Below are 22,260 nucleotides of genomic sequence, written 5' to 3'. Positions count from 1 at the left end.
TTTTATACCATTTACTTGTTTGGTTCCAAAATTTTTCATAGGACATTGACTTTCTGGCAAGATTAAATGACGTTAGGAATATGAAACCTATTGTACACTGATAACAATCTGATTCCGTAGTTGAAAATGGTTTATTGGATTTAAGATTTGTTAGGTATAACATTCATTGTTTTGGCTTTGGATACGATATTATCGATTATATTCTCTGAAGCTGAGAGCTGAGTCTGGGGATTAAAGATCATTTTTAACTCTTCTTCGTTGATGTTATCCATAATTCTTGGTTCAAGCGTTAATGCCTTAAAGAAATGTTCATTGCTTTCTAATGCCTTAAACGCTGTTGACTGAATAGTTCTATAAGCGTCAAATCTAGGTACACCTTTCAATATCAAACCCTGAAGTACAAATTCTGCAAATATCTGACCCTTTGTAAGCTCTATGTTTTTCATAACCCTGTCTGTGTTTACCTTGAGGCCAGAAATTATTCTTGTCATTGTTCCTATCATATCGTCTATTAGTATAGAGGCCATCGGAATTATGAAACGTTCATTGGCTGAATTTGTCAAATCTCTCTCATGCCATAGCGTAATATTTTCTAAAGAAACGTTCAGATTTGACCTAATAATCCTGGCCAAAGAGGAAACTCTCTCGCTTTTTATGGGATTTCTTTTAACCGGCACTGCGCTACTTCCAATTTGTCCTTTCTTAAATGATTCTTGGACTTCTCCGATTTCGCTACGCTGTAGGTTTCTAATCTCAACGGCTATTTTATCCAACGTTGAAGCAATTAGAGTAATGATAAACATCATTTCTGCATACCTTTCTCTTGATACCACTTGTGTTGCTGCCTCCGTAGGGTACAAGTCAAGGTCCTGTGAAACTAATTTTTGAACTTCTAACGCTTTCTCTCTCATTAAGGACCCAGTTCCAACAACTCCTAGGGTCTTGCACAGAAGAAATCTTTTTTCCCCTTCTTTTATCCTTGTAAGATGATCCAGAAACTCGTTTGACCAAATTGCAAATTTGAGTCCAAATGATGTTATGCTTGCATGCTGTCCATGTGTTCTGCCTACTGACGGTAAATCTTGGTATTCTTTCGCTTTAATTAGCAGCTCTTTTATTAATTGTATTATCTTTGATTCAATAATCTTAAATACATCTCGCATTTGCATGGATGTACTACTGTCAACCACATCGTTACTTGTTAAACCATAATGAATCCATGGTTTGGAGCTGTCTAAACATAGTTCGCTAATTGCCTCCACTATAGCTGCAATGTCGTGATCACTTGCGCTTTCTAACTCTTTGACTCTTTGTACAGTTATTTTCCCAGATGAAACAATATTCTTTATGTCTTTTGCAGCTTCAGCAGGGATTATATTGAGTTTGGCCTGTGCATCAGCTACTGATGCTTCAAAGGTTAACTCATAGAATAATTTACTTTCTTCCTCAAAAATGGCCTTCATTTCTTTGGTTCCATATCTTCCACTGTCTATAGGTAAAATGGGCATTAGTCTAAAATCAAATAAGGACAATCTAATTTATTATTTAGGATGATTAATATTTGACAAAACTCGAATATCTAACTTAAAGAGAATAATGTCTGGTTCATTAGTAACAAAAAATGGTAAACATGTAGTCAACAAGATCTCGGAAAACCAATTTCAAATTAATAAAGAATCTGAGTTGGGGATGAATGTTCCAGTCACTATATATGCAAATGATTTGTTGATAACAAAAATGGCTCTTGATAGAACGTTAGATCAAGCAGTCAATGTAACGACATTGCCCGGTGTCAGGAAACATATGGTAGTACTTCCTGATGGACATGAGGGATACGGTTTTCCAGTAGGTGGTGTTGCTGCTTCTGATCTAGAAGAAGGTATAATTAGTCCAGGGGGAGTTGGTTACGACATTAATTGTGGAGTTAGGCTGATTAGAACTAATTTGTTAGAATCTGATATCCGATCAAATCTCAAGAAATTGATAGATTCATTATTTTCTGCTATTCCTACTGGCGTCGGGAGTGAAGGTGCAATTAAACTTACAAGTTCCGAATTAGATGATCTGTTAATTGATGGAGCAAAATGGTCTGTCGAAAATGGTTATGGGATTGAAACCGACCTTGAATCATGTGAGGAGAATGGCCAAATGCATGGAGCAGATCCTGTTAATATTTCAACAAATGCAAGAAAGAGGGGTACTATGCAACTTGGAAGCCTTGGGTCAGGAAACCATTTCCTTGAGATCCAAAAAGTAGATAAGATCTTAGACAAAGAGGCTGCTAAAGCCATGGGTATTACACTTGAAGGGGAGATACAAATTTTGATCCACTGTGGATCGCGGGGATTTGGGCACCAAGTGTGTTCTGATTACCTAAGGTTATCTGAACAAGCCATGAAGAAATACGAGCTAAATGTAGTGGATAGAGAATTGGCCTGCGTACCTAATACTTCTGTAGAGGGCGAAAGTTACAGAAAATCAATGTTTTCTGCATTGAATTTTGCATGGGCAAATAGACAAATGCTAACTCATTGGACTAGGATGACATTTCAACGTGTTTTTAATCTTAGTGAGCAGGATTTAGAAATGAACTTGGTTTATGACGTATCTCATAATATTGCGAAAGTAGAACGCCATACAGTTGAAGGGGAAGGATCACGCGATTTAGTTGTGCATAGGAAGGGAGCCACACGGGCATTTCCAGCGGGTATGGAACAATTGCCCACAAAATATCGTTCAATAGGTCAACCTGTAATAATTCCAGGATCAATGGGTACGGCAAGCTGGATTCTTTTGGGCTCACCAAAATCAATGGATCTTAGCTTTGGGTCAACAGCACATGGTGCGGGTAGAACTATGTCAAGGTCTGAAGCAAAAAGAACCTATACATTGGATGGTGTAAGAAAAAAATTAGAGTCTCGTGGAATATATGTTAGATCTTTGACAAAGAATGGACTGGTTGAAGAAACCCCGGATGCCTATAAGGATGTGGATTTGGTTGCTGATGTTTCACATAATGTAGGCATTGCTACTAAAGTTGTTAGACTTGTTCCTTTGGGAGTGATTAAAGGTTAAATTGGACGCTGATAAGAATTCTGTCATGGATGATCCGGATCTTGAACGTATTAAAGCACGGAAGATGAAAAAGTTACAGGAACAGATGGCATTTAAAGAAAAAGAACGAGAAAGGAATAAAGAACGTGAAAAGGAAAATTTGGAACTCCAAGATAAACTAAATAAGCAAAAATCCGACGGAAATGACGCAGAACGAACATTTCTTTTGCGATATATGTATGATAGAGGTGATGAGGTTCTAAAACTAGCTGAAGAACAATATCCATTCCAAACTAGAATGATTATTAAGAGATTGAATGAATTAATACGATTCGGAGAGATATCCAGAATATCTGGTGGAGATATGTTGAGCGTCTATAGATCATTGGGACTAAACATCCGAGTAAACACTAATATTTCCATATCTGATCATGGTAAGACCATAAGCTTTTCTGAAAAGTTAAAGCAATCTACGGATACAGATCTTGATGAGCCATCTTAGGCAGGTAAAATCCCATATAGGATGTTACGTAATCGATTTCTTATAAATTACGTAACTTTTATTTTATATAAAACTAGTTATAGAGTATCAACATCTATCTCTATTTCTACCATAAGATCTGGATTATTAATAATGATGATAACAGCCGTTAATAATATAATACTGCAAATACGTTATCCTGATACATTGATTTTTGATATTTGCTATTTGATTTATATTATTTAAAAGAAAAGTAAAAACAAAAACAAAAACAAAAACAAAAAATAATTAAAACTAAAATTAAAAACTATTGATATTAAAGTGAACTAGAACAAAAACAAAAAAAAATTTAAGGAACTGATCTGCTGTAGAGTTTTCCTTCTAATGCTAGTTTGTACATTTCTGCTACGTATGGATTTCTGGCAGGCGTTTCCGCACCAAGCTCCACCAAACGTGCGTATACTCTAACTACATAGGCTAATGCACCCATGAAAGCTACGACTACACCCATGTTGAACATCCAGTGGTTAGGTACTGAGAATATTTCTTCTACAAACCAGAAGTGCCACATTTCGTTGATACCAATTGTGAACATGGTTGCCAAATAACCGATAATGGTTATCTTCAGACCTGTGTTCATTGAATTGTTTGGTCCTCTTAAAACTGGTACTCTTCTGTCGTACATTGCTACAAATCCCCAACCTAATGGTAATGCAATAAAGTGGCTGTATAACCACCAGTGAGCAGGTGTGAATGCACTGTCTCTGATTGCTGTTTGATGAAGTGATCCATCAACAAAGTTATCAACTTCTACTGATGCAGCAATAGATCCTAGCATGATGACCATTAAGTAGATCTTTTTCAGTCTTTGAATTTCTACTTCCTTTGGAATTAATGCTGGCATTTGTGCCATATATCTTCAATCTATCTTCATTGATCTACTATATAAGATATTTAATAAAGAAATTATAAACTATACGGTAGTTTTATATGTAATTAATATTATTACCTCTATTTTATTAAATAATTATTATAATATTATCGCCTATAGAAATTATTTGAAGTTAAACATCAGTGATAAACGTGTATGATTATCACTATATAATATCAAGAAATAATGGGTTCTACTCTTTGCACGGTTAGTGCATGGTTGTCCGTTAATGTGTCTGAGATAACTTCACTATCTGTTACCCGTATATCCAAGACCCTTTCTTTTATAGTTGAGTTGTTGTTTGATATTGTCGATTCTAGTTTAGTCTTTATAAGTGAGATCGGGTCGATTATTTTGTCCGGACTAATATGAAATACCGCTGTGAAATTGTTTCTGCCCATACCGTTGTCGCTAGGAAGGGAAAAGTCTGTCTTTAGATACAGAACTTCTTTGTTAAGGTCGTCCAGTGTATTTACGGTATGCAAAACGTCAACATTCACTAAATTTCCAATTTCTGCTGCACTTATCATCTCATTGCTGTTCTGATTATTAAGGAAATTATTTACTAGTATTCCGTTGTCTATACTTATCTCGATTTTCACAACACCTTCAGTAAACCTACCTGCAGAACTATTGTTGCTACTATTACTACTATTATTATTAAGTTGTGAAAAAGGCTGGATCTTTTCACAATTAACGTTTACTATTTTTTCTGAAGGCACAGTAAGGATGTGGTAATTGCTGTTGTACTGTTGGTCTACAGCAATTGCTTTCCAGATTACTGTTACAGGGAAGTCTTTTTTGTTAAATATTGTAATATCAGAGTCATATTTTCCTGGTCTCAGAGGACCACTGTCATCGTTTATGGCTCCGCAATTGAATCTTGCAAAATAGTTTGCTGTGACCGTGCCGGTCGTATCAGCAGCAGATGTTGTTGCTATTGCACTTGAATTAGACTGACCTGATGCATTTTGTAATGGCGAAATTCCACCTGCAAGTATGAGAAATTGAATAGTTAAAGTGATTGATACGACTAAAAGTAAATAACGATTCATTAACCAAGCAGTACATTTTGGTTGATATAATTTTTATTATAGTTGTGATAATAATTATATATATTAAATTACTTTTAATTTATAATATGAGATTTGTTTTTTCTTTGGTTTTCATTTTTATATTACTATCTAGCCCATTACTAACATTTTATCTCTCTTCAAAGAGTGCTTTTGGTGATGGACTATTTATGGAACAGCTGTCAGCTTCTTTGGGTGATCGAAAGGCTGATCTATTAATAAAAATGAATCCACCTATAGTAACCACAGAAACAATAAAAGATTTGGGCCAAAGACCAACAGTGGAATTTAAGCTATTTGATTCTAATACAAATCAAACGTTTAAGGAGGTTACCTATTTCATTACAATCAAAAAAGATGGTAAAACTTTGCTGTCTGACTGGTTCTTTAATCCAGACGGTGACTTGTATATAGAAATGCAGCCCAAAAATCAAAATCGAATATCTGTATATGGTGAATTAGATCCGATTCTTAATGCATACGCCAGTAGAGCAAATTCTCCTGTAGTGGCTTCTGGGCCAGTGTTTTATGAAGGTGGGCTGTATAATTTCATTGTTAGAATAGTGACTGTAGATTTCTCACGTACTATTATTCCCGATGACCAACAGCCTGAGTTTGATAGTTGGCTTAGTATTGGAGCATCAAAGACGGTCAATTTAGATATAGATGGTAAATCTACACTCACAAAAGTCACTTCATATTATGACGAGATAGGCAATATTACATATAACAAGAATACGAATTCGATTAATTTCACAATGCCATTTAATTACGATCTTAAAAGACTAAATGATCCAAAGAATACCGTGTTTGTTCATCAGGAAGTTGATGTTCCAAAACTCAGTATACTTTCAGCTGATGGAGCATATAAGGGATTTGCAAATGGTAAAGATGTAACCAATGTTTTGATGGTTGATGGAAACAATCAAACAAAAGACGTAGTGCACTTTATGATGACTAAACCAATAGTACTTCAAATTGCAAACGATTATTTAAAAAATAATGACAACAAGACTGATGGTATGATGACCTTTTCACTAATGCCATCCAAAAACGGCTCTATGGCAATGGGCGGGGGGACAGCCATGAATCATACCATGTCTATGATGCCACCTATGTAATTGGAGTGCGATATACCATATTTGATATTTAGAGTAATTGGCGAGTAAATAGGAAGTGCAGTAAGAAGTCCAGTCAAGTCAAATCAAGCCAAATTAAGTTGCTAGCAATAATATTATCTTGCTGATAACAACTCCTAAAATTTGGAGTAGCGGCTAATTGGTTGCCATACGAAATTGATCAAATTCTTTTATCTTATCTTATCTTATTTTGTCTATCATGACTTAGCAATTACATCGTAGAACAGTAGAATGAAATAATCATTTAATAAATCATATTTTTACAAATAACATTTTATATTATGGATTTATTTAAAAGCTAAATTTGTGTAATCGATATTCTGTCACATCTTTCTTATTTGTTTTAACTATTTTTGTAGCTACTATTGTGACTGCGATTACCTTATTGTCCCTTTTTTCATCATTTTCATATTTTGGAGTGGGGATTGTATCTACTTTTTTTAATAATTCTTTTCCTAAAATCTATGCACAAATCGGCGACGATTTATTATTACCGGGCAACCCACTATACTCACAAAATCCGAATAACCAACCATCCTCTAACGCTTTCTCCTCTTCTGCTATCAACAATTCTAATACCTTTTTTACAAAGGGGTTACTAGCAACCGTGCTAACACCAAGCCCAAGTTACTTAAAAAGTCACATGCCTGTTGAAATACAAAATTACCAACAAAAACTAGGCAATGCTGATGGAAACCAAACCATACAAACTGATTTGTTTTACTTGTATCCCAAACTTGTTTCGGGAGTTTGGTTTCTGAATGTATCTAGAGGATTAGTGACTGATTTTCACGCCAATTTCAAATTAATAACTATTAATGGAATCGATAAGCATTTTGTTGAACTATTGAATTTCCATGGTGTCAATAATTCTCTTGTCCGATTTAATCAATTCTCTAGCACACCTATCAATGGATTTGTTGATGTAAAGATTGATAATGAGATATTTATGAACAAGGTTCCAATTACTATTCAATTATTTAAGATTAATACTGTTAATTTGACTATCAGGGATGCACTGGTGGCCAACATATTTTATAATAATGAATTACTTGGAATTACTGATTCTTTTAAGAATTTCAAAAATGATGAATTATTGATACTAGAAGAAGATGACTAAACTTGATGTTAGTTCCTATTTGAGATATTACTGTACTACGCAATCATTTAATTATCTGTATAGCATGTTATAGTATATCATGGCAGAAAAAAAGCATAGTGAAAGGATAAAGGAAGAAGATGCTATCAATGCTCTTTCCAGCGAAAGCCCAGAAATCTCAACCAATGATGAACTAGAATCAAAACCTATTCCTACAATGATTGATGATTTGGATATTCAAGATATTCCAGGTATTGGACCTACCACTGCTAAAAAATTAAGGGATGCAGGTATACTGACAGTAATGGATCTTGCTGTTGCAAGTGCAGAAGAACTTTCAGTTGAAATTAATTCTTCAAAAGAGAGTGCAGCGGCATTTATCATTGCAGCCCAACAACTATTGAGGGATTCCAATTTGTTGGACAAGGAATTCGTTACTGCTGATATTGCTTTAGAAAAAAGAAAATCGATGTTAAGATGCACTACCGGATCAAAAGCATTAGATCGACTTTTACTTGGAGGTGTTGAAACTCAAGCAGTAACTGAATTCTATGGTGAATTTGGTTCAGGAAAATCTCAGATATGTCATACACTTTGTGTGATGGCTAGCCAGCCAGTTTCGGAAGGAGGATATGGAAGCGGTTCTATCTATATCGATACTGAGGGAACCTTCAGACCAGAAAGAATAGATCAAATTGCAGTGTCTAGAGGATTAGATCCAGCTAGTGTGTTAAAGAGCATTGCAGTTTGTAAAGTTTACAATAGCTCTCATCTTGAACTAATTGTAAAGGATCTCGGTAAATACATTAATGATTTCAAAGCACGACTAGTTATAATAGATAGTATTATATCATTACATAGAGCAGAATTTGCAGGAAGAGGTACCCTTGCCGATAGACAGCAAAGACTGAATGGAATGTTACACAAAATCATCCGACTCGCAGAAATTTACAACATTACTGTTGTAATAACAAATCAGGTACAGTCCTCACCCGATACCTTCTTTGGTGACCCAACTAAGGCCGCGGGAGGAAATGTTTTAGGTCATGCTTCAACTTACAGGATCTATCTCAGAAAGTCTGGTGAAAATAGAACTGCAAAGATGATCGATTCTCCTTATCATCCCTACTCAGATACTAAATTTACAGTAACTGAGAGGGGAGTAGATGATTTGGAAGAAGAGACAAGTTCAAAAAGAGGAAAGTAAAACGGCGAATGATTTGATATAGAGAAACCTTCTATCCCTACTTCTTTGTTTTTGTCATATAAGGCATATAATTCTAATCTCTTTCTTCCTCTTTATCGTTCTTCGATGGGTGGGATACCAAGATGATAAGAGGTACTAGTCTGTTGCCAGGCATAAAATTAAAAATATTTTTGTTTTGACATTGATCAAAATACCCTTTAAAATAAGAATAAGAATTATTTAATAAGTTGATTAGATGAAACGCAGTTTGGTACAAGTATGATAAATCCTTCATATCTTTTATTAATACCGAATATTTGTCTCTTAGTTTATTTAGATTAATTGTCTCCCATCTAACTGCCTCCTTAATTCCATCATATTTTTTTAAATCTTCTGCTAGTGCTTTCCATCCATTATTCTTTGAGGTTTCATTTGAATAAGCTTCAGTTCTTAATTTTTTATCTCGTTCATTTCGCAAAAAACTATTCTGGAATAAATGAACAAGTTCAACAATGTCATGCTCCGTGATTCCGTTTCGATAAAGTTGTGACATTGATGTTCCTATGAAAGGTTGATCTGAAAGGATATGCCTATTTAAAATTAACTGATTATTTGTTATCTCTAATTCTTTTTTCTTCTGAATAACTCTATTTTCGAATAGAAGCTTTTCATAATAGTTTTCTTCTACATCTCTAATAAATACTGAAATCGCTTCATGTGAATCTATTCCTCTACTTATTGCAATATCTGTTACAATTAGCCACAATTGTTTGAGTTCTTCTAAGCCAAACTTCATTATCTCTAGTTGAGTGAATGTCTCCCAATTCTTCCTACTTGCCTCTAAAAGTGCCTCATTATCGCTTTTCTTTTTCTGTAATCCTTCTATTTCTTCTTGTAGAGAGTTTACTGTCTTTCTATTTTGATCTATTACCCAATCAATTTCAGTAGCTATATTGTATTTTTCAAATATTGCCTTGAGATCATATCCTTTTTCCTTGAAACCATTCAGCACATTTGCAAACAATTCTAATTCGGTACTCAGATCTATATTACAATTCTCCTTCAGATACTTGTCTACAATAGAAAAAGTACTATACATGGAAAGGAAGTAGATTTTATCTTGCTTTAAATTTGATATTTCTTTATTTAGATTATCTAAAATAATCACATATGAATCGATTTCTTTAACTAATTCTCTTTTCTTCTTTCTGCAAACTTGTACCTCTTGTTTCATTTCTTCAATTAAAGAAGAAATTGTAGTTGCTAGAGGAATCGATTTCTTCAATTTTGAATAATCATTATCCTCTTCGAGTTGATTAGAGTTATTACTATTTTCTGTTCTGTGTTGATATTCATATAAAATTTTTATTAAATCTCGGAACCAAGATATTATCATGTTTGGCAGTAGTTGATGTTTTATACATACATCATAAAGTTCTTCAACAAAAGTGGTAAAATTATTTTGGTCAAAGTCGATATTTTCATTTTCTTCTGTTGAAAATCTATTCATAAGCTGGAACATTCTAAATCCCTCTGAACATTGTTTTAAAGTCAATTTTGTTTTTCTTAACATCCTCATGAACTGTCTTATTTCGTCAACATCAGGGATTTCATTTCTCTTCCTCCATCTGCCTATAATATTTGACACTGATCCTGTTGATACCCTCAACATCGTAGCTATTTCATCCCTAGCATAACCTAGCACATAATGTTCAATAATTTGGTCTGCTTGATCTTTGCTTAACATAAGATTGATGAGCAATATTGGATATTATAAATATCGTCATTTCCGTCAAATTTCATTTTTTTGTAGTAGGAATATGGCCGACTAATACGATTCGGTGAATAAGAATTATGGTTTTGGTTCCAATGCCGAGATGTTCGGTCCTAATAATTTTACTCTACTTGTAAGGATATATTCAACTACTGGGGTGAAAAAGGATTTTTTAAATTGAAATGATTAAAAAAATATTACAATATTACAAAAAATTTGAAAGTTGACTGACTTTCAGATGTAATAGCTAATCGAAACTAAAGTCGATTCCGCTATCTCTTATCGAGTCTTCAATACTATCCATTATGTCTCCTCCATTGTCATTATCGTTATCATTACTGTTGTCATCTTCGTTATCGTCATTTCTGCTGCTGTCATCATCATTACTGTTGTCATCTTCGTTATCGTCATTTCTGCTGCTGTCATCATCTTCCTCTTCGTCGTCAGTAGTAGTCACAGGTGTATCGTCATTGCCTAATTCAGTTGCAGATGTGACTCCGCCAACTGGAGTTGTTGTACTAGCTCCGCCAACATTGCAGCAGATTGGTCCGCTTCCAGTATTCTGATTGAACTGTTGGATTTGTGCAGCTGGTTGCAATACTCCTGAAGCTAAAGTAGTGTTTCCAGCAGTACCATTGCTGTTTGTTGAATTGGCTGATGAATTCAACATCATTTCATAATTAGATAATTGTGCTTGAGTAAAGTTGGTTGCAGTTACGTTAACAGAATAATAAGCTTGAGAGGACTGACCTCCAAGGTTTGCACAGTATATCTTAGATGTTATCTTGTTGTTTCCCTCATTAATGCTGGTGTAATTGCTTGAAAGTGTATGTTTCCATGAAGAATAGTCATTGGAGCCTCCCAATCCTGTTGGTTGAACATTCTGATATGGTTTCACATTATTTAATATGATAGTTACATCACAATCAGAAGTTGCATTATCTTTTGAAACTCCGTTAATAACTAATGATTTATTGGAGTTTAAGGGAACTAGATCACCTTTGTCAGGTGAAGTAATTTTTATACCGCCATCTAACTTTGTTGCGTTGGATGTTGCACTGATTGGGGAAGAAACAGTACCTACCGAATCAGTAGCATTTGTATTATTTTGCGCAAATACATGCAAGCCTGTATTGTAACCAATATTTGATAATAATAACAGTATTAAAAGTCCTGAAAAAATTACCCCAAGTCTTTTTATCATGAATGAAATGCATGATTATATATATATTAAAGTTTGACAAGATTTTTCTATATGATACATCCAGTTCAATAGTCAACGATCGGGATGATGATCATGGCAATTGATGAGAATATTTACGACCATAAACTTTAACAATTCCAAATGGCCATTATCATCGTGGTAGAAAATGCCGATAGCAATCAAAAGACTTTGCTAACTTTCTCCAATATAAAATATCTAGTGGAAGGTTTAGACGTATTGCTTCACACCAATCTGGATGGTGACAAGAGGGCAAAGGTGATCAAATTAAGAGATGACCTGACTGATTATATAAATAATTTCTTTAATGATTATTCTTAATGGACTGGCGCAATTAAATCATTGAATCTAAAAATTTACAACCTATATGGAAATGATAATGTAGGTTGAAAATTGTGATTACCGGCACACCCGGCGTTGGAAAGCACACCGTTGCTGAGTCTCTTTCAAATTTTTTGGACAACGCATCCGTCTTTGATATAAATAAGATTATTTTTTCAGAAAATTTATTGACTATATCCTCTCATGATGCGGAAGGTTTAGAGGTGGATACCGATAGAACCAGGGATCATTTTTCTTTGATTCTTTCTGAGGGGAAATCTCAAAATTCGATAATAGTGGGACATCTTGCACCGTATGTAATCGATTCTAAATTGGTTGACTTGGTAATTATTTTGAGAAGATCTCCTTACGAACTAAAAAAAATTTATGATGAGAGATCATATTCGCCCTCTAAGACCAAGGATAATATGAATGCCGAAATTTTAGGATTTATTTCATATGATTCGTCAAAAACATTCGAATTTTCAAAACTTTCAGAATTAATAAACTCCATTAATATTTTGCCTTCATTATCTGCACAAAAAATTATCACCATGATTTCAAATGAAAAATTAAGGTCATTTGGTGAAGTAGACTGGCTATCATTAGTTCAAAATGATCCAGACATGTTGGAATACTTAGTTAAATCTCACCTAAACTGATTTCATATATATATACCTTAAGATATTTATCCTCTTGGATTATGGCTGCTTTAATTTCAAGAAAATTTGCTGAAGAAAGCGTACAATTTTTAGGAAAAAAAGTTTCTATTGAAACTTCGGACAATAAAACTTATTCTGGCGTTCTAACCGGCCTCAATGAAAAATTTGATTTAATTTTAGATAATGTGGATTCTCCACAAATTCAAAAATTGATGATTAACGGTTTATTTGTAAAAGAGGTAAAACTTTTGGAAAGACCATTTAATTTAAAGGCTCTCGCTGAAAGATTATCCCGAGTATTTCCAGGTCTGGTTAAGATCCGGGAGGATGTTGGGGCTATTATTGTAATGGATAAGATCAAGGTTACCGAGTCTGGAATCGAAGAAGGTTCAGGGTTATCAGCCACTCGTGTCAAAGCCATTTACGATGAATTCCTTAGGGAGTCAAAGAATTAATCTTGGTATTTGAGGTGAAATGTACCGATTTAGCGGCCCGAATTGGAAAATTATCTACTCCTCATGGCTCATTTGAGACTCCCGCTTTTGTACCGGTTATTCATCCGGTAAAGCAACAAATCACTCCTAATTTTTTGAAGTCCCTTGGTTTTCAATGTATCATCACTAACGCATATATCACATTCAAGCACTATGGGGATGAAGCAAGAAAACGAGGAATTCATGATATCGTCAATTTTGATGGTCCTATTATGACAGATTCTGGTGGATATCAAGTACTTGAATATGGTAAAGTTAATGTTACACCTTCCACTATGGCTCAGTTTGAACTTGATATAGGAAGTGATGTACCCGTACCCTTGGACAAACCAACTGGTTACGGTTTATCATTTGATATTGCAAAATCTTATGTGAATGAAACTAATTCAAATGTTGATGAAACAATAGCAGTAATAAGAAATAATAAATCTAAAAATGCGGGGGATTACAACACTAATACTCCCGATATAATTTCAAAAGACGATCCGTTATCCTCAAAAGGTGAGTTATGGACTGGAACTATTCAAGGCGCTGAGCATTTTGATTTGGTCAGACAATCTGCCTCATTTTTGGATAAAAGAGGGTTTTCATTTTTTGCTATTGGTAGTCCAGTAGAGTTGATGGAATCTTATGAGTTTTCTATTTTATCTCGACTCATAGAGACAACTAAATTGACTATATCCAACAAGCCTATACATTTGTTCGGTGCGGGTCATCCTCTTACAATACCTTTGGCAGTTGCTTTGGGTTGTGATACTTTTGATTCTGCGTCCTACATACTGTATGCTAAAGCCAATAGATACATGAGCTCTGCTGGAACGCTAAGGTTAGAAGATCTTACCTATTTACCATGTTGCTGTCCTGTCTGTTCCTATTACACAGTTAAGGAATTAAACGAAGAAGATGATATAACACGAACCATAAATATTGCTAAACACAATTTGTATGTTCTAAAACAGGAAATGTCTGCAGTTAAACAAGCTATTTATGATGGCCGATTATGGGAATATGTGCTTCAAAAAGCACGATCTCATCCAAAACTAATGGACGCCATCCATGCTATAAAGAACTTTGAATATATACAACAGGGTACTCCGTTATTCAAGCAGAAAGCCATATACCTATTTGAACCAATCGACCAATTTCGACCAGAACTTAAGAACTTTCGAAAAATGCTGATTAATAACTATAGTTTTCCGGCGAAAAGGAATTCTCTATTATTATATCCAGACCATGCGGTAAGGCCTTTTTATTCATCATCAATTCTCAAAAGACTTTATGAAGAATTTCCTGATACTTCTATTTGTCTTTACAACCCTTTTTTTGGCCTAATTCCTGTAGAAATTTCTGATATATACCCGGCATCACATAATGTATTTGTAAAAAATTTTGATGAATATAGATCCACTGATTACACAGAGTTCTTAAATTTGCTAAATTCATTTTTGAAAAATCATACATTTAAATCGATTTACATTGTATCAAACAAATTTATGAATGGCCTAATTCCTCATTTGAGAACCCCTGAATCAACAGAAGTAAAAATCGAAGACTTTGAAAGCTTTAAAGTAAAATTAAGGTAAAATTGGATTTCTAGAACTTTGCGCCCACACTATCCTTTATTTCTTTAGATAGTTCTTTATATCCGTCTTTATCGATTATTACGGCATTTATGCTATCTCCAGTGCCTGCATTTCTTCGTATTGCTGCTGCAATTGCTTGGATTGCCACTTTATATGCCTCGTTTACGCTCATACCTTCTCTAAACTCTGATTCGAGATATCCATAAGCTACGGGTGATCCACTACCTGTGGAAATAAAACTTTCTGTAGTTATGGAACCAAACAAGTCTATGTTGTAGATTTGTCCCTTTTGTTGACGATAATCAAATCCTCCCATGATGATTTGTACATAATATGGAAAATATCTTTGATTAAACAAAATATTAGAACATAGTCTTGCAGCAGAGCTTACTGGTATTGGCTCTCTTTTAGATAATCTGTAAATATTAGAATTATATCTCATTGTATCGACGAGATTCTGGGCATCTGCAACACCACCGGCTATGGTCATGCCTAAGTGATTGTCAACCTTTTGTATTTTCATAACATGCCTGTCTGCAATAAATAACCCTGCACTTGCTCTTGTATCAGCAGCTAATACAACACCGTCACTACATGTCAGAGCACAAGTAGTCGTTCCCTTTTTAATTTGATCTAAAATGTATTGAGGATATCGCTCATCTTTAACGTGCATTTAGATCTGGTGATGAAAGACTACATTTAAGCATTGTTAATTCTTCTTAGGTATTGATTACAAAATAATATTATATCACTTTTGTTATAATATATGTTATATTTGCCACAAACACTGTATGACAAGATTTGGGATAATCATGTAGTATACTCTGATGAAAGTAGTAATCTTTCGCTATTATATATCGATAGGCATTATGTACATGAGGTTACTTCACCTCAAGCCTTTGACGGTCTTAGGATCAATAACAGACGAGTTAGAAAACCAGATCTTACCTTTGCTACTGTGGATCATAACGTTCCTACTACTGATAGATCCTTGCCAATTATCGATCAAACCTCATCACTTCAAATCAAGACTTTAGAAAATAATTGTAAAGAGTTTGGAATTCCTTTGTTTGATATTCATAACAAATATCAGGGAATAGTACATGTAATCGGTCCAGAATTAGGATTAACACTTCCTGGAAGTACGATAGTCTGTGGAGATAGCCATACCTCAACACATGGTGCGTTCGGATCCTTGGCATTTGGTATAGGCACCAGTGAAGTTGAACACGTGCTGGCGACCCAATGTTTGTGGATGAAAAAATCCAAAAATTTTGAAATCGTATTAAACGGCGGACTAAATAATAAAAATGGCATTTCATCTAAGGATGTTATTTTAAACATTATTAGAAAAATAGGTACATCTGGTGGATCTGGATCAGTAATTGAGTACAAGGGAGATTATGTTTCATCTTTGTCAATGGAAAAACGCATGACCATATGTAATATGTCAATCGAAGGAGGAGCTAGGGCTGGACTTGTAGGACCTGATGATACCACTTTTGAATACTTGAGAGAAAAAATATACGCTCCCAAAGGAGAACTGTTTGAACAATTGATTAGTGACTGGAAGAATTTGAGGTCCGACAATGGTGCCAAATACGATCGGACCTTTTCTATAGACATAGATCATCTTGCTCCTCAAGTTACATGGGGCACTAATCCCGCCATGACTATTGATGTGGATTCTGTGATTCCATCACCCGATGATTTTTCTAAAGGAAATGATGAAGAAAGAAAATCTGCTGTCAAAGCTTTAGAGTACATGGATTTAAAGCCTGGAGTCCCGATAACAGATATTTCTATTGATAGAGTGTTTATAGGTTCTTGTACCAACGCAAGACTAGAGGATTTGATAGAGGCTTCTCAGGTGGTGAAGGGTAAAAAAGTTTCATCACACGTTAAGGCAATGGTTGTCCCTGGATCACAACAAGTAAAGATGACCGCTGAAAAACTTGGATTGGACAAAATATTTACTGAAGCGGGTTTTGAATGGCGAGAACCTGGATGCAGTATGTGTTTAGGTATGAACCCTGATATTCTACAAGCAGGTGAAAGGTGTGCAAGTACTTCTAATAGAAACTTTGAGGGAAGACAAGGAGCCGGTGGACGTACTCATCTAGTCAGTCCATTGATGGCTGCAGCTGCAGCTATTGCCGGAAAATTCGTCGATGTTAGGGAGTGGGTTTAGATTCAAATAACTATTTTCAATTTGTTAAACAGAGGTACTTGAATTATTATGGAACCATTTAAGAATCTGAAAAGCAAGGTAGTTCCTCTGGATATTGCCAATATTGATACTGATCAAATAATTCCTAAACAGTTTTTGAAACTTTTGGGAAAGACCGGATATGGCGAGTATTTGTTTTTTAATTGGCGATATGATAAAGAAGGGATTCCGACCAAAGATTTTGCATTAAACGTACCCGAATACCAAGGAAGGCAGATACTTTTGACTCGTGAAAATTTTGGTATCGGTAGCTCCCGAGAACATGCTGTTTGGGCTCTTAAGGATTATGGATTCAAAGTAGTATTGGGTGTATCGTTTGCAGATATTTTTTATAATAATTGCTTCAAAAACGGAGTTTTGGTTATTAAGATGGATAAAGAAATAATCGAAGATTTTTTCTCTACCAAAACAAATTATGTGTTTGATATTGATTTGTCACAACAACAAATAACAATAAATTCTCAAATATATCGATTTGAAATCGATCCTACTTTAAAGAGTTCATTAGAAAATGGGACGGATGAAATATCGAGGACTTTGCAACTTGAGGATTACATTAAAGACTACGAGAAGCAGGATATAAATAGAATTCTTACCGTAAAGCCAAACACTTTATTATAAACATTAAGGGAAAATATTCTTAAAGAAAATTTAATTACTTTTGTAAAGGTAAAATCTAATTAGATTTGCTATTGTAACAATTGAAGAGTTTCTTATAAGAAATAAAATACTGTCTGTAAGATATGAAGATACTTACACTAAAATCGTCTCTCTTAATGATCTTGTCGATTATTGTTATTGGAAATTTGACAGTTGTCCAATCCGCCTTTGCAAATAATTACCTGCTAGATTCGATACACAGTACAGCTACTGATCAAATCGGCAATATTGAAAAATCATCTGCATCCCAATTTACAAATGTCAACATACTGGATTTGTCTTCATCTTCGCCATCATACAGTAAAGCGGAAATGACGGATGTTTTAACGGCTAGCTTTACTAATATCATAGATACCCAAATTTACACTGGTTTGGTGAATACTGAAAATTAGCTCTTTGTATACCAAAAGACCTTTTCCTGCTAGTTTGAGAAATGAATGCTTTTTAACACCTGGTCAAAAATCAAAGAGTACTTGCTATATTCCTTCTGTTCTGCTAGCAAAGAAAATATATAGATAGTTTTGCCCTCTGTTAGAAAAACTTGTTTGGTTTTAAAAAGTAATCCAGAGTCTTTAAATTCATATACTATGCTATCGCCGAGGTTCCTTAGATTGTCTATTTTTGTTTTTGAAATATTATTAAATTTAAACATGGTGTATTGGCTTTGGAGTTTTTCTATGATATCTTGGGTATTTAGAGTTTCATTGGACCCTATGTTATCAGTAAACGATTTGATACTAAGAACAATATTTTCCTGAAACAAATCATTGGGGTTTTCCTTGGGAGAAATTAAAACAACCGTATTGGTAGTCAGTCCTGATTCATTCTTCTCGTCTTCTGTAATCTGCCAGTCAGGAGGAACATTGGTATTAAGCTTCCAGTCAACACCATTGTCCGTCGTATAGTTAGTCCAGCTTAATTGCTGAGCTAATGCTTCTTTATTGCCAAGTAAAAATGATGAGAATTCTGTCTTATCTACTTCAGAATTGGATTCGAAAGTGAAATTTATGAATATTATAGAAAGAGAAAAAGTCAAAGCAAGAATAACTACATTGATTTTTTTTACAGGCATAATAAGATGTACAAGTTAATTATAATTAGTACTTTTTTACATTTCTACCAATTATTTTTCACGTATTTTTAATCAATAAGTTCATATGATAATCTACTACTGTTCTTAATTATTTGGGAATTTTCAGGTATGACTTGTACAAAAGCCCTAACGTAGGTATCTTTGCAAAGTCCAATGATAAATTTGTACTTTTACCTTTCGGATATGCTGAGACAAAATTAAAGAAAATTACAGAAATTATGGAAACTGAACCCATTTATGTTTCGATCGCAGGAAATCGAATTATTGGTCCGATGGTAGTATTAAATAACAATGGGATGATACTTCCATCGACTGCGTCTGAAGATGAATTGATTTACCTTAAACGCTTGACAGGATTGAATGTAGCTAAACTCGATTCTAAGTATACAGCTGTTGGCAACCTTATTTCTACTAATGACAAAGGGGCAATAATATCTCCTCTTTTTAAGGGTGAATTTGACAAATATATAGGCGACATTTTGGGAGTTGAGGTTCATACTATGTCAGTTGCTGAATTTAATCAAACTGGTTCGACAGTGGTTTCTACAAATACTGGTGCAGCCGTGCATCCTAAAGCAACAGAACAAGAAGTGGACGTAATTTCATCAGTTCTAAAGGTTGAGGCAGAACCATTGACCATCAATGGCGGTATTCCATACTTATCTTCTGGTATGATTTGGAATTCAAGATCCTTGATAGTTGGAACATTAACCACTGGACCTGAGTTAATTATGTTAAGCAGGGCCTTTAGGATGTAGTCAAGAATTATTGAAAGAGACATTTAACAATCCTGTCCCTTTTTGTTGACAGATATGTATTATTTAGATATTTGAAGTCAAATATTTTTATTTATTACAATTGATTTATGTTACTAAAATTAAAGTTATATTGCTTTGGTTTTCTAATGCACGTTGAGAGTGAAGAGGTAACTACTCACCATTGCAATTTTCTTACACATTGAATTTTTTTATCGTTTTGAGGATATTCTTTGAAGCCTTTTTAATACCTTTTAACTCTTTTAATACTTGTTTCTCGAAATAGGATAATTGCTCTTTTTCCTTGTTTTCTTTTTTTGTATTAGTTATTTTGTCTAAATCTACAGATGTAATACTAGTGCTTTTGTCGTTTGTAGAATCTAATGAATTTTTATTGTCTTTCTTAACTTTGGTGTGACCTGTTGAAGGTGCTGCAATTACTGCAGGCTTTTTTGAGTTCTTTGTAGAATCTAATGAATTTTTATTGTCTTTCTTAACTTTGGATGTAGAATTTCGTCTAGTACTTGTACTATTACTATTACTATTCTCTATCATGATATTTTCATGATACAATTATAATAAAAATCTTGATTAAAATTTGATAGTTAATCTATTTGTTATTAGTTTGAGTAATAATATTGTTTTTTCAGCTTAACCAAAATAAGATGGTCGATACATTTTGTGGAAAAGTTGCAGAACAAAGCCCAAAAAAATATTTGAAATAATGATGAATAATTTAAAAAGAACAAAAAATTGACTAAATAAAGATATCCGGAGACAAGTGGACAGTTTCTTCAGCAAAAATCCCTCTAGTCTTTGGATATATAATTTCTGAAAGTTGGGGGTTGACAAAGGTCAATTTCAACTAAATTTGTTATAAATATTAGGTCCATATATGTAGATTATATGCATTAAGATTATTAGGAATCGTAACTAGAAAGTATCAACATATATGGATCCAAATTGCTTGATGAACTCTGAGATAGACAAGTTATAAATTAAAAAAAATGACTACGAATGGATCTACTCAAATTATGAAAATATTCAAAGATATTACAAGAATCAATTTATTGTGGTAAAAGATTCCGAACACATAGATAGTGACAGTAATCTAAAGCGAATGCTATAACGAATTAAGTCAGTCAACTTTACTGATTTAGTAACTATTAAATATATTCCTCCTTGAAATGAGCCATTCATATGCATTTAATCAATATTAGACGTCCGTCGATTCTTATAACCTAAATACAGACTTGAACTGTATATTCAAAAGATTCAAGAAAAAATTTAAAGTAAAATTGTTACTTTCTAACAATCTGTGATTCTTAATTTTGTGTGTTATTTGGGTAGTAGTTATCGTTGTAAACAACCTGATCTGAGGGAATTTTTATCTCTTTAACATTAACTCTTAAATAACTCAAATCAATTTCATATTTACGGTTACAATTAATATTGTAAACGGATGAATATTGAAATTTTCCTGTCTTTTCAAATTGAATCTCATGACCGTGAATATCTATAAAGATCTCTGTTAGAATATCAGAGACTCTCAAACTTGATCCATTAAATATTTTTTTCATTTGTCTCTTATCTTCTATATCACATCATAACTATTATCTGAATTGAATATAGATCATATAGATATTGTGACTGTTAAGTTCATCCACTCTATTTCTTTATATAGGAAAGTCAATGGAGCAAATAAAATTGAAAAGCTAAAAAACTAAGGTAAACTTTTTAAGATGTTTTTGATAATTAGTTCATGCATGTAAACAGGGAGCAAAATAGTAACAAAGTTTTACTAATTCTTAGACATGCAAAATCAAGCTGGAAAAACAAAAAGTTGAATGATCTTGATAGACCTCTTAATAAGCGAGGCAGAAACGAAGCTGTCAAGATGGGTGAATATTTAAAGAGTATGGATTTAATGCCTGATATGATTATTACATCTTTTGCTCTTCGTGCTATAGAAACTGCTACACTCCTATGTAGACAAAGCGGCTACGATGGGATAGTTGAAGTAAATTTTTCTTTGCATGAGGGAGATACCACTTCTTATATTCAAGCTATTACTACTTCCCATGAAGATAAAAATAAACTTTTGATAGTTGGACACAACCCAACCTTAGAACAGTTGTTAAGTCTTTTAACAAATAAAACTGTGAGCCTCCCTACCTGCACACTTGTACAAATTAAGCTTAATGTAGCAAGTTGGAATAAAGTGATCCATCATTCTGGATCAAAACCTGAAATAGTCAATATTTGGCGACCAAAAAAATTGAAAAAGAATAACGATTAGTTTTTGCCGTATCTTTTCAATTCGATATCTTCTATCGATACTGGTAAGTGCAAATTTGCAAATAATTGGCTCTGTTTAGTTAACGCGTTTTAACTCCTTGTTATGATAATCGACGACAAAGAGATTTAACCAGTTGCTTACATGCTTTAACTTACAATTCTTCATTCTACACGGAAAGTAGTCATCAAAGCATTCGGTTCTATC

23 protein-coding genes are annotated in these 22,260 nt (G+C 34.0%); 14 read left to right on the top strand and 9 right to left on the bottom strand.

Annotated elements, in window-relative coordinates:
• Positions 1-140 precede the first annotated feature (140 nt).
• The gene (purB, locus tag F1Z66_RS05875; protein ID WP_149862681.1) at positions 141-1,508 is read right to left on the bottom strand and encodes an adenylosuccinate lyase; all 1,368 of its coding nucleotides are present in this window, start codon (positions 1,506-1,508) and stop codon (positions 141-143) included.
• 88 nt (positions 1,509-1,596) lie between these two features.
• On the opposite strand from purB, the gene F1Z66_RS05870 reads away from it, so the two are divergent.
• The gene (locus F1Z66_RS05870; protein WP_195907489.1) at positions 1,597-3,075 is read left to right on the top strand and encodes an RtcB family protein; all 1,479 of its coding nucleotides are present in this window, start codon (positions 1,597-1,599) and stop codon (positions 3,073-3,075) included.
• A 1-nt stretch (position 3,076) separates the two neighbouring features.
• Positions 3,077-3,556 carry a hypothetical protein gene (locus F1Z66_RS05865; protein WP_149862680.1) on the top strand — a complete coding sequence of 160 codons (480 nt, stop codon included), beginning with the start codon at positions 3,077-3,079 and terminating at the stop codon, positions 3,554-3,556.
• A 328-nt stretch (positions 3,557-3,884) separates the two neighbouring features.
• On the opposite strand, the gene F1Z66_RS05860 is transcribed toward F1Z66_RS05865, so the two are convergent.
• Complete coding sequence (locus tag F1Z66_RS05860; protein ID WP_144732171.1) at positions 3,885-4,448, bottom strand: methane monooxygenase/ammonia monooxygenase subunit C; 564 nt, start codon at positions 4,446-4,448, stop codon at positions 3,885-3,887.
• Positions 4,449-4,642: 194 nt separating this feature from the next.
• Entirely contained in the window at positions 4,643-5,521 is an 879-nt protein-coding gene (locus tag F1Z66_RS05855) for a hypothetical protein (RefSeq protein ID WP_149862679.1), read from the bottom strand.
• Between the two features lie 188 nt (positions 5,522-5,709).
• On the opposite strand from F1Z66_RS05855, the gene F1Z66_RS05850 reads away from it, so the two are divergent.
• The 3 genes from F1Z66_RS05850 to radA all read left to right on the top strand — a co-directional run bounded on the left by F1Z66_RS05850 (position 5,710) and on the right by radA (position 8,984).
• Positions 5,710-6,660 carry a hypothetical protein gene (locus F1Z66_RS05850; RefSeq protein ID WP_149862678.1) on the top strand — a complete coding sequence of 317 codons (951 nt, stop codon included), beginning with the start codon at positions 5,710-5,712 and terminating at the stop codon, positions 6,658-6,660.
• Positions 6,661-7,045: 385 nt separating this feature from the next.
• The gene (locus F1Z66_RS05845; RefSeq protein WP_149862677.1) at positions 7,046-7,798 is read left to right on the top strand and encodes a hypothetical protein; all 753 of its coding nucleotides are present in this window, start codon (positions 7,046-7,048) and stop codon (positions 7,796-7,798) included.
• A gap of 79 nt (positions 7,799-7,877) precedes the next feature.
• Positions 7,878-8,984 (top strand): DNA repair and recombination protein RadA, encoded by a 1,107-nt coding sequence (radA, locus tag F1Z66_RS05840; protein WP_195907488.1) that lies wholly within the window; start codon positions 7,878-7,880, stop codon positions 8,982-8,984.
• 73 nt (positions 8,985-9,057) lie between these two features.
• On the opposite strand, the gene F1Z66_RS05835 is transcribed toward radA, so the two are convergent.
• The gene (locus F1Z66_RS05835; protein WP_149862676.1) at positions 9,058-10,710 is read right to left on the bottom strand and encodes a hypothetical protein; all 1,653 of its coding nucleotides are present in this window, start codon (positions 10,708-10,710) and stop codon (positions 9,058-9,060) included.
• Between the two features lie 274 nt (positions 10,711-10,984).
• Complete coding sequence (locus tag F1Z66_RS05830) at positions 10,985-11,941, bottom strand: hypothetical protein (protein ID WP_149862675.1); 957 nt, start codon at positions 11,939-11,941, stop codon at positions 10,985-10,987.
• A gap of 156 nt (positions 11,942-12,097) precedes the next feature.
• Here F1Z66_RS05830 and F1Z66_RS05825 point away from each other — a divergent pair, with 156 nt between their 5' ends.
• The 4 genes from F1Z66_RS05825 to F1Z66_RS05810 all read left to right on the top strand — a co-directional run bounded on the left by F1Z66_RS05825 (position 12,098) and on the right by F1Z66_RS05810 (position 15,019).
• On the top strand, positions 12,098-12,280 hold the full coding sequence (locus tag F1Z66_RS05825) for a hypothetical protein (protein ID WP_149862674.1): 183 nt from the start codon (positions 12,098-12,100) through the stop codon (positions 12,278-12,280).
• Positions 12,281-12,354: 74 nt separating this feature from the next.
• Positions 12,355-12,942, top strand: coding sequence for an adenylate kinase family protein (locus F1Z66_RS05820; RefSeq protein WP_159357624.1), 588 nt, complete (start codon positions 12,355-12,357; stop codon positions 12,940-12,942).
• A 41-nt stretch (positions 12,943-12,983) separates the two neighbouring features.
• Entirely contained in the window at positions 12,984-13,397 is a 414-nt protein-coding gene (locus tag F1Z66_RS05815) for an Lsm family RNA-binding protein (RefSeq protein WP_149862672.1), read from the top strand.
• A gap of 14 nt (positions 13,398-13,411) precedes the next feature.
• Complete coding sequence (locus F1Z66_RS05810; RefSeq protein WP_201448636.1) at positions 13,412-15,019, top strand: tRNA-ribosyltransferase family protein; 1,608 nt, start codon at positions 13,412-13,414, stop codon at positions 15,017-15,019.
• A 10-nt stretch (positions 15,020-15,029) separates the two neighbouring features.
• On the opposite strand, the gene F1Z66_RS05805 is transcribed toward F1Z66_RS05810, so the two are convergent.
• On the bottom strand, positions 15,030-15,692 hold the full coding sequence (locus tag F1Z66_RS05805; protein ID WP_149862670.1) for a proteasome subunit beta: 663 nt from the start codon (positions 15,690-15,692) through the stop codon (positions 15,030-15,032).
• A 102-nt stretch (positions 15,693-15,794) separates the two neighbouring features.
• Here F1Z66_RS05805 and leuC point away from each other — a divergent pair, with 102 nt between their 5' ends.
• The 3 genes from leuC to F1Z66_RS05790 all read left to right on the top strand — a co-directional run bounded on the left by leuC (position 15,795) and on the right by F1Z66_RS05790 (position 18,301).
• Entirely contained in the window at positions 15,795-17,210 is a 1,416-nt protein-coding gene (gene leuC / locus F1Z66_RS05800; protein ID WP_149862669.1) for a 3-isopropylmalate dehydratase large subunit, read from the top strand.
• Between the two features lie 48 nt (positions 17,211-17,258).
• Positions 17,259-17,870 carry a 3-isopropylmalate dehydratase small subunit gene (gene leuD, locus F1Z66_RS05795; RefSeq protein WP_149862668.1) on the top strand — a complete coding sequence of 204 codons (612 nt, stop codon included), beginning with the start codon at positions 17,259-17,261 and terminating at the stop codon, positions 17,868-17,870.
• 122 nt (positions 17,871-17,992) lie between these two features.
• Positions 17,993-18,301, top strand: coding sequence for a hypothetical protein (locus tag F1Z66_RS05790; RefSeq protein WP_149862667.1), 309 nt, complete (start codon positions 17,993-17,995; stop codon positions 18,299-18,301).
• A gap of 29 nt (positions 18,302-18,330) precedes the next feature.
• Here the strand turns inward: F1Z66_RS05790 and F1Z66_RS05785 are convergent, their stop codons facing one another.
• On the bottom strand, positions 18,331-18,981 hold the full coding sequence (locus F1Z66_RS05785) for a hypothetical protein (RefSeq protein WP_149862666.1): 651 nt from the start codon (positions 18,979-18,981) through the stop codon (positions 18,331-18,333).
• Between the two features lie 134 nt (positions 18,982-19,115).
• On the opposite strand from F1Z66_RS05785, the gene F1Z66_RS05780 reads away from it, so the two are divergent.
• Positions 19,116-19,760: a translation initiation factor IF-6 gene (locus F1Z66_RS05780; RefSeq protein ID WP_159357625.1), complete on the top strand. Its 645-nt coding sequence runs from the start codon at positions 19,116-19,118 to the stop codon at positions 19,758-19,760.
• A gap of 192 nt (positions 19,761-19,952) precedes the next feature.
• Here F1Z66_RS05780 and F1Z66_RS05775 read toward each other — a convergent pair whose 3' ends face one another.
• A complete protein-coding gene (locus F1Z66_RS05775; RefSeq protein ID WP_149862664.1) occupies positions 19,953-20,312 on the bottom strand; it encodes a hypothetical protein in 360 nt (119 codons plus the stop codon).
• Between the two features lie 770 nt (positions 20,313-21,082).
• Complete coding sequence (locus F1Z66_RS05770; protein ID WP_149862663.1) at positions 21,083-21,337, bottom strand: hypothetical protein; 255 nt, start codon at positions 21,335-21,337, stop codon at positions 21,083-21,085.
• Between the two features lie 182 nt (positions 21,338-21,519).
• Between F1Z66_RS05770 and F1Z66_RS05765 the strand changes: the two genes are divergently transcribed.
• On the top strand, positions 21,520-22,056 hold the full coding sequence (locus tag F1Z66_RS05765; protein WP_149862662.1) for a SixA phosphatase family protein: 537 nt from the start codon (positions 21,520-21,522) through the stop codon (positions 22,054-22,056).
• Positions 22,057-22,260: the final 204 nt, after the last annotated feature.

The organism is Candidatus Nitrosocosmicus agrestis, from assembly GCF_008389435.1.
Taxonomy (GTDB): Archaea; Thermoproteota; Nitrososphaeria; order Nitrososphaerales; family Nitrososphaeraceae; genus Nitrosocosmicus; species Nitrosocosmicus agrestis.
Note: the sequence above shows the minus strand (reverse complement) of the source record. Positions and strands in the feature narration are given on the sequence as shown.

Coding starts and splice junctions, on each gene's coding strand:
- F1Z66_RS05860 (WP_144732171.1), bottom strand. CDS start 4,448: ATGGCACAAATGCCAGCATTAATTCCAAAGGAAGTAGAAATTCAAAGA.
- F1Z66_RS05815 (WP_149862672.1), top strand. CDS start 12,984: ATGGCTGCTTTAATTTCAAGAAAATTTGCTGAAGAAAGCGTACAATTT.
- F1Z66_RS05775 (WP_149862664.1), bottom strand. CDS start 20,312: ATGATAGAGAATAGTAATAGTAATAGTACAAGTACTAGACGAAATTCT.
- F1Z66_RS05870 (WP_195907489.1), top strand. CDS start 1,597: ATGTCTGGTTCATTAGTAACAAAAAATGGTAAACATGTAGTCAACAAG.
- F1Z66_RS05785 (WP_149862666.1), bottom strand. CDS start 18,981: ATGCCTGTAAAAAAAATCAATGTAGTTATTCTTGCTTTGACTTTTTCT.
- F1Z66_RS05850 (WP_149862678.1), top strand. CDS start 5,710: ATGGAACAGCTGTCAGCTTCTTTGGGTGATCGAAAGGCTGATCTATTA.
- F1Z66_RS05830 (WP_149862675.1), bottom strand. CDS start 11,941: ATGATAAAAAGACTTGGGGTAATTTTTTCAGGACTTTTAATACTGTTA.
- radA (WP_195907488.1), top strand. CDS start 7,878: ATGGCAGAAAAAAAGCATAGTGAAAGGATAAAGGAAGAAGATGCTATC.
- F1Z66_RS05790 (WP_149862667.1), top strand. CDS start 17,993: ATGAAGATACTTACACTAAAATCGTCTCTCTTAATGATCTTGTCGATT.
- F1Z66_RS05770 (WP_149862663.1), bottom strand. CDS start 21,337: ATGAAAAAAATATTTAATGGATCAAGTTTGAGAGTCTCTGATATTCTA.
- purB (WP_149862681.1), bottom strand. CDS start 1,508: ATGCCCATTTTACCTATAGACAGTGGAAGATATGGAACCAAAGAAATG.
- F1Z66_RS05765 (WP_149862662.1), top strand. CDS start 21,520: ATGCATGTAAACAGGGAGCAAAATAGTAACAAAGTTTTACTAATTCTT.
- F1Z66_RS05805 (WP_149862670.1), bottom strand. CDS start 15,692: ATGCACGTTAAAGATGAGCGATATCCTCAATACATTTTAGATCAAATT.
- leuD (WP_149862668.1), top strand. CDS start 17,259: ATGGAACCATTTAAGAATCTGAAAAGCAAGGTAGTTCCTCTGGATATT.
- F1Z66_RS05855 (WP_149862679.1), bottom strand. CDS start 5,521: ATGAATCGTTATTTACTTTTAGTCGTATCAATCACTTTAACTATTCAA.
- F1Z66_RS05835 (WP_149862676.1), bottom strand. CDS start 10,710: ATGTTAAGCAAAGATCAAGCAGACCAAATTATTGAACATTATGTGCTA.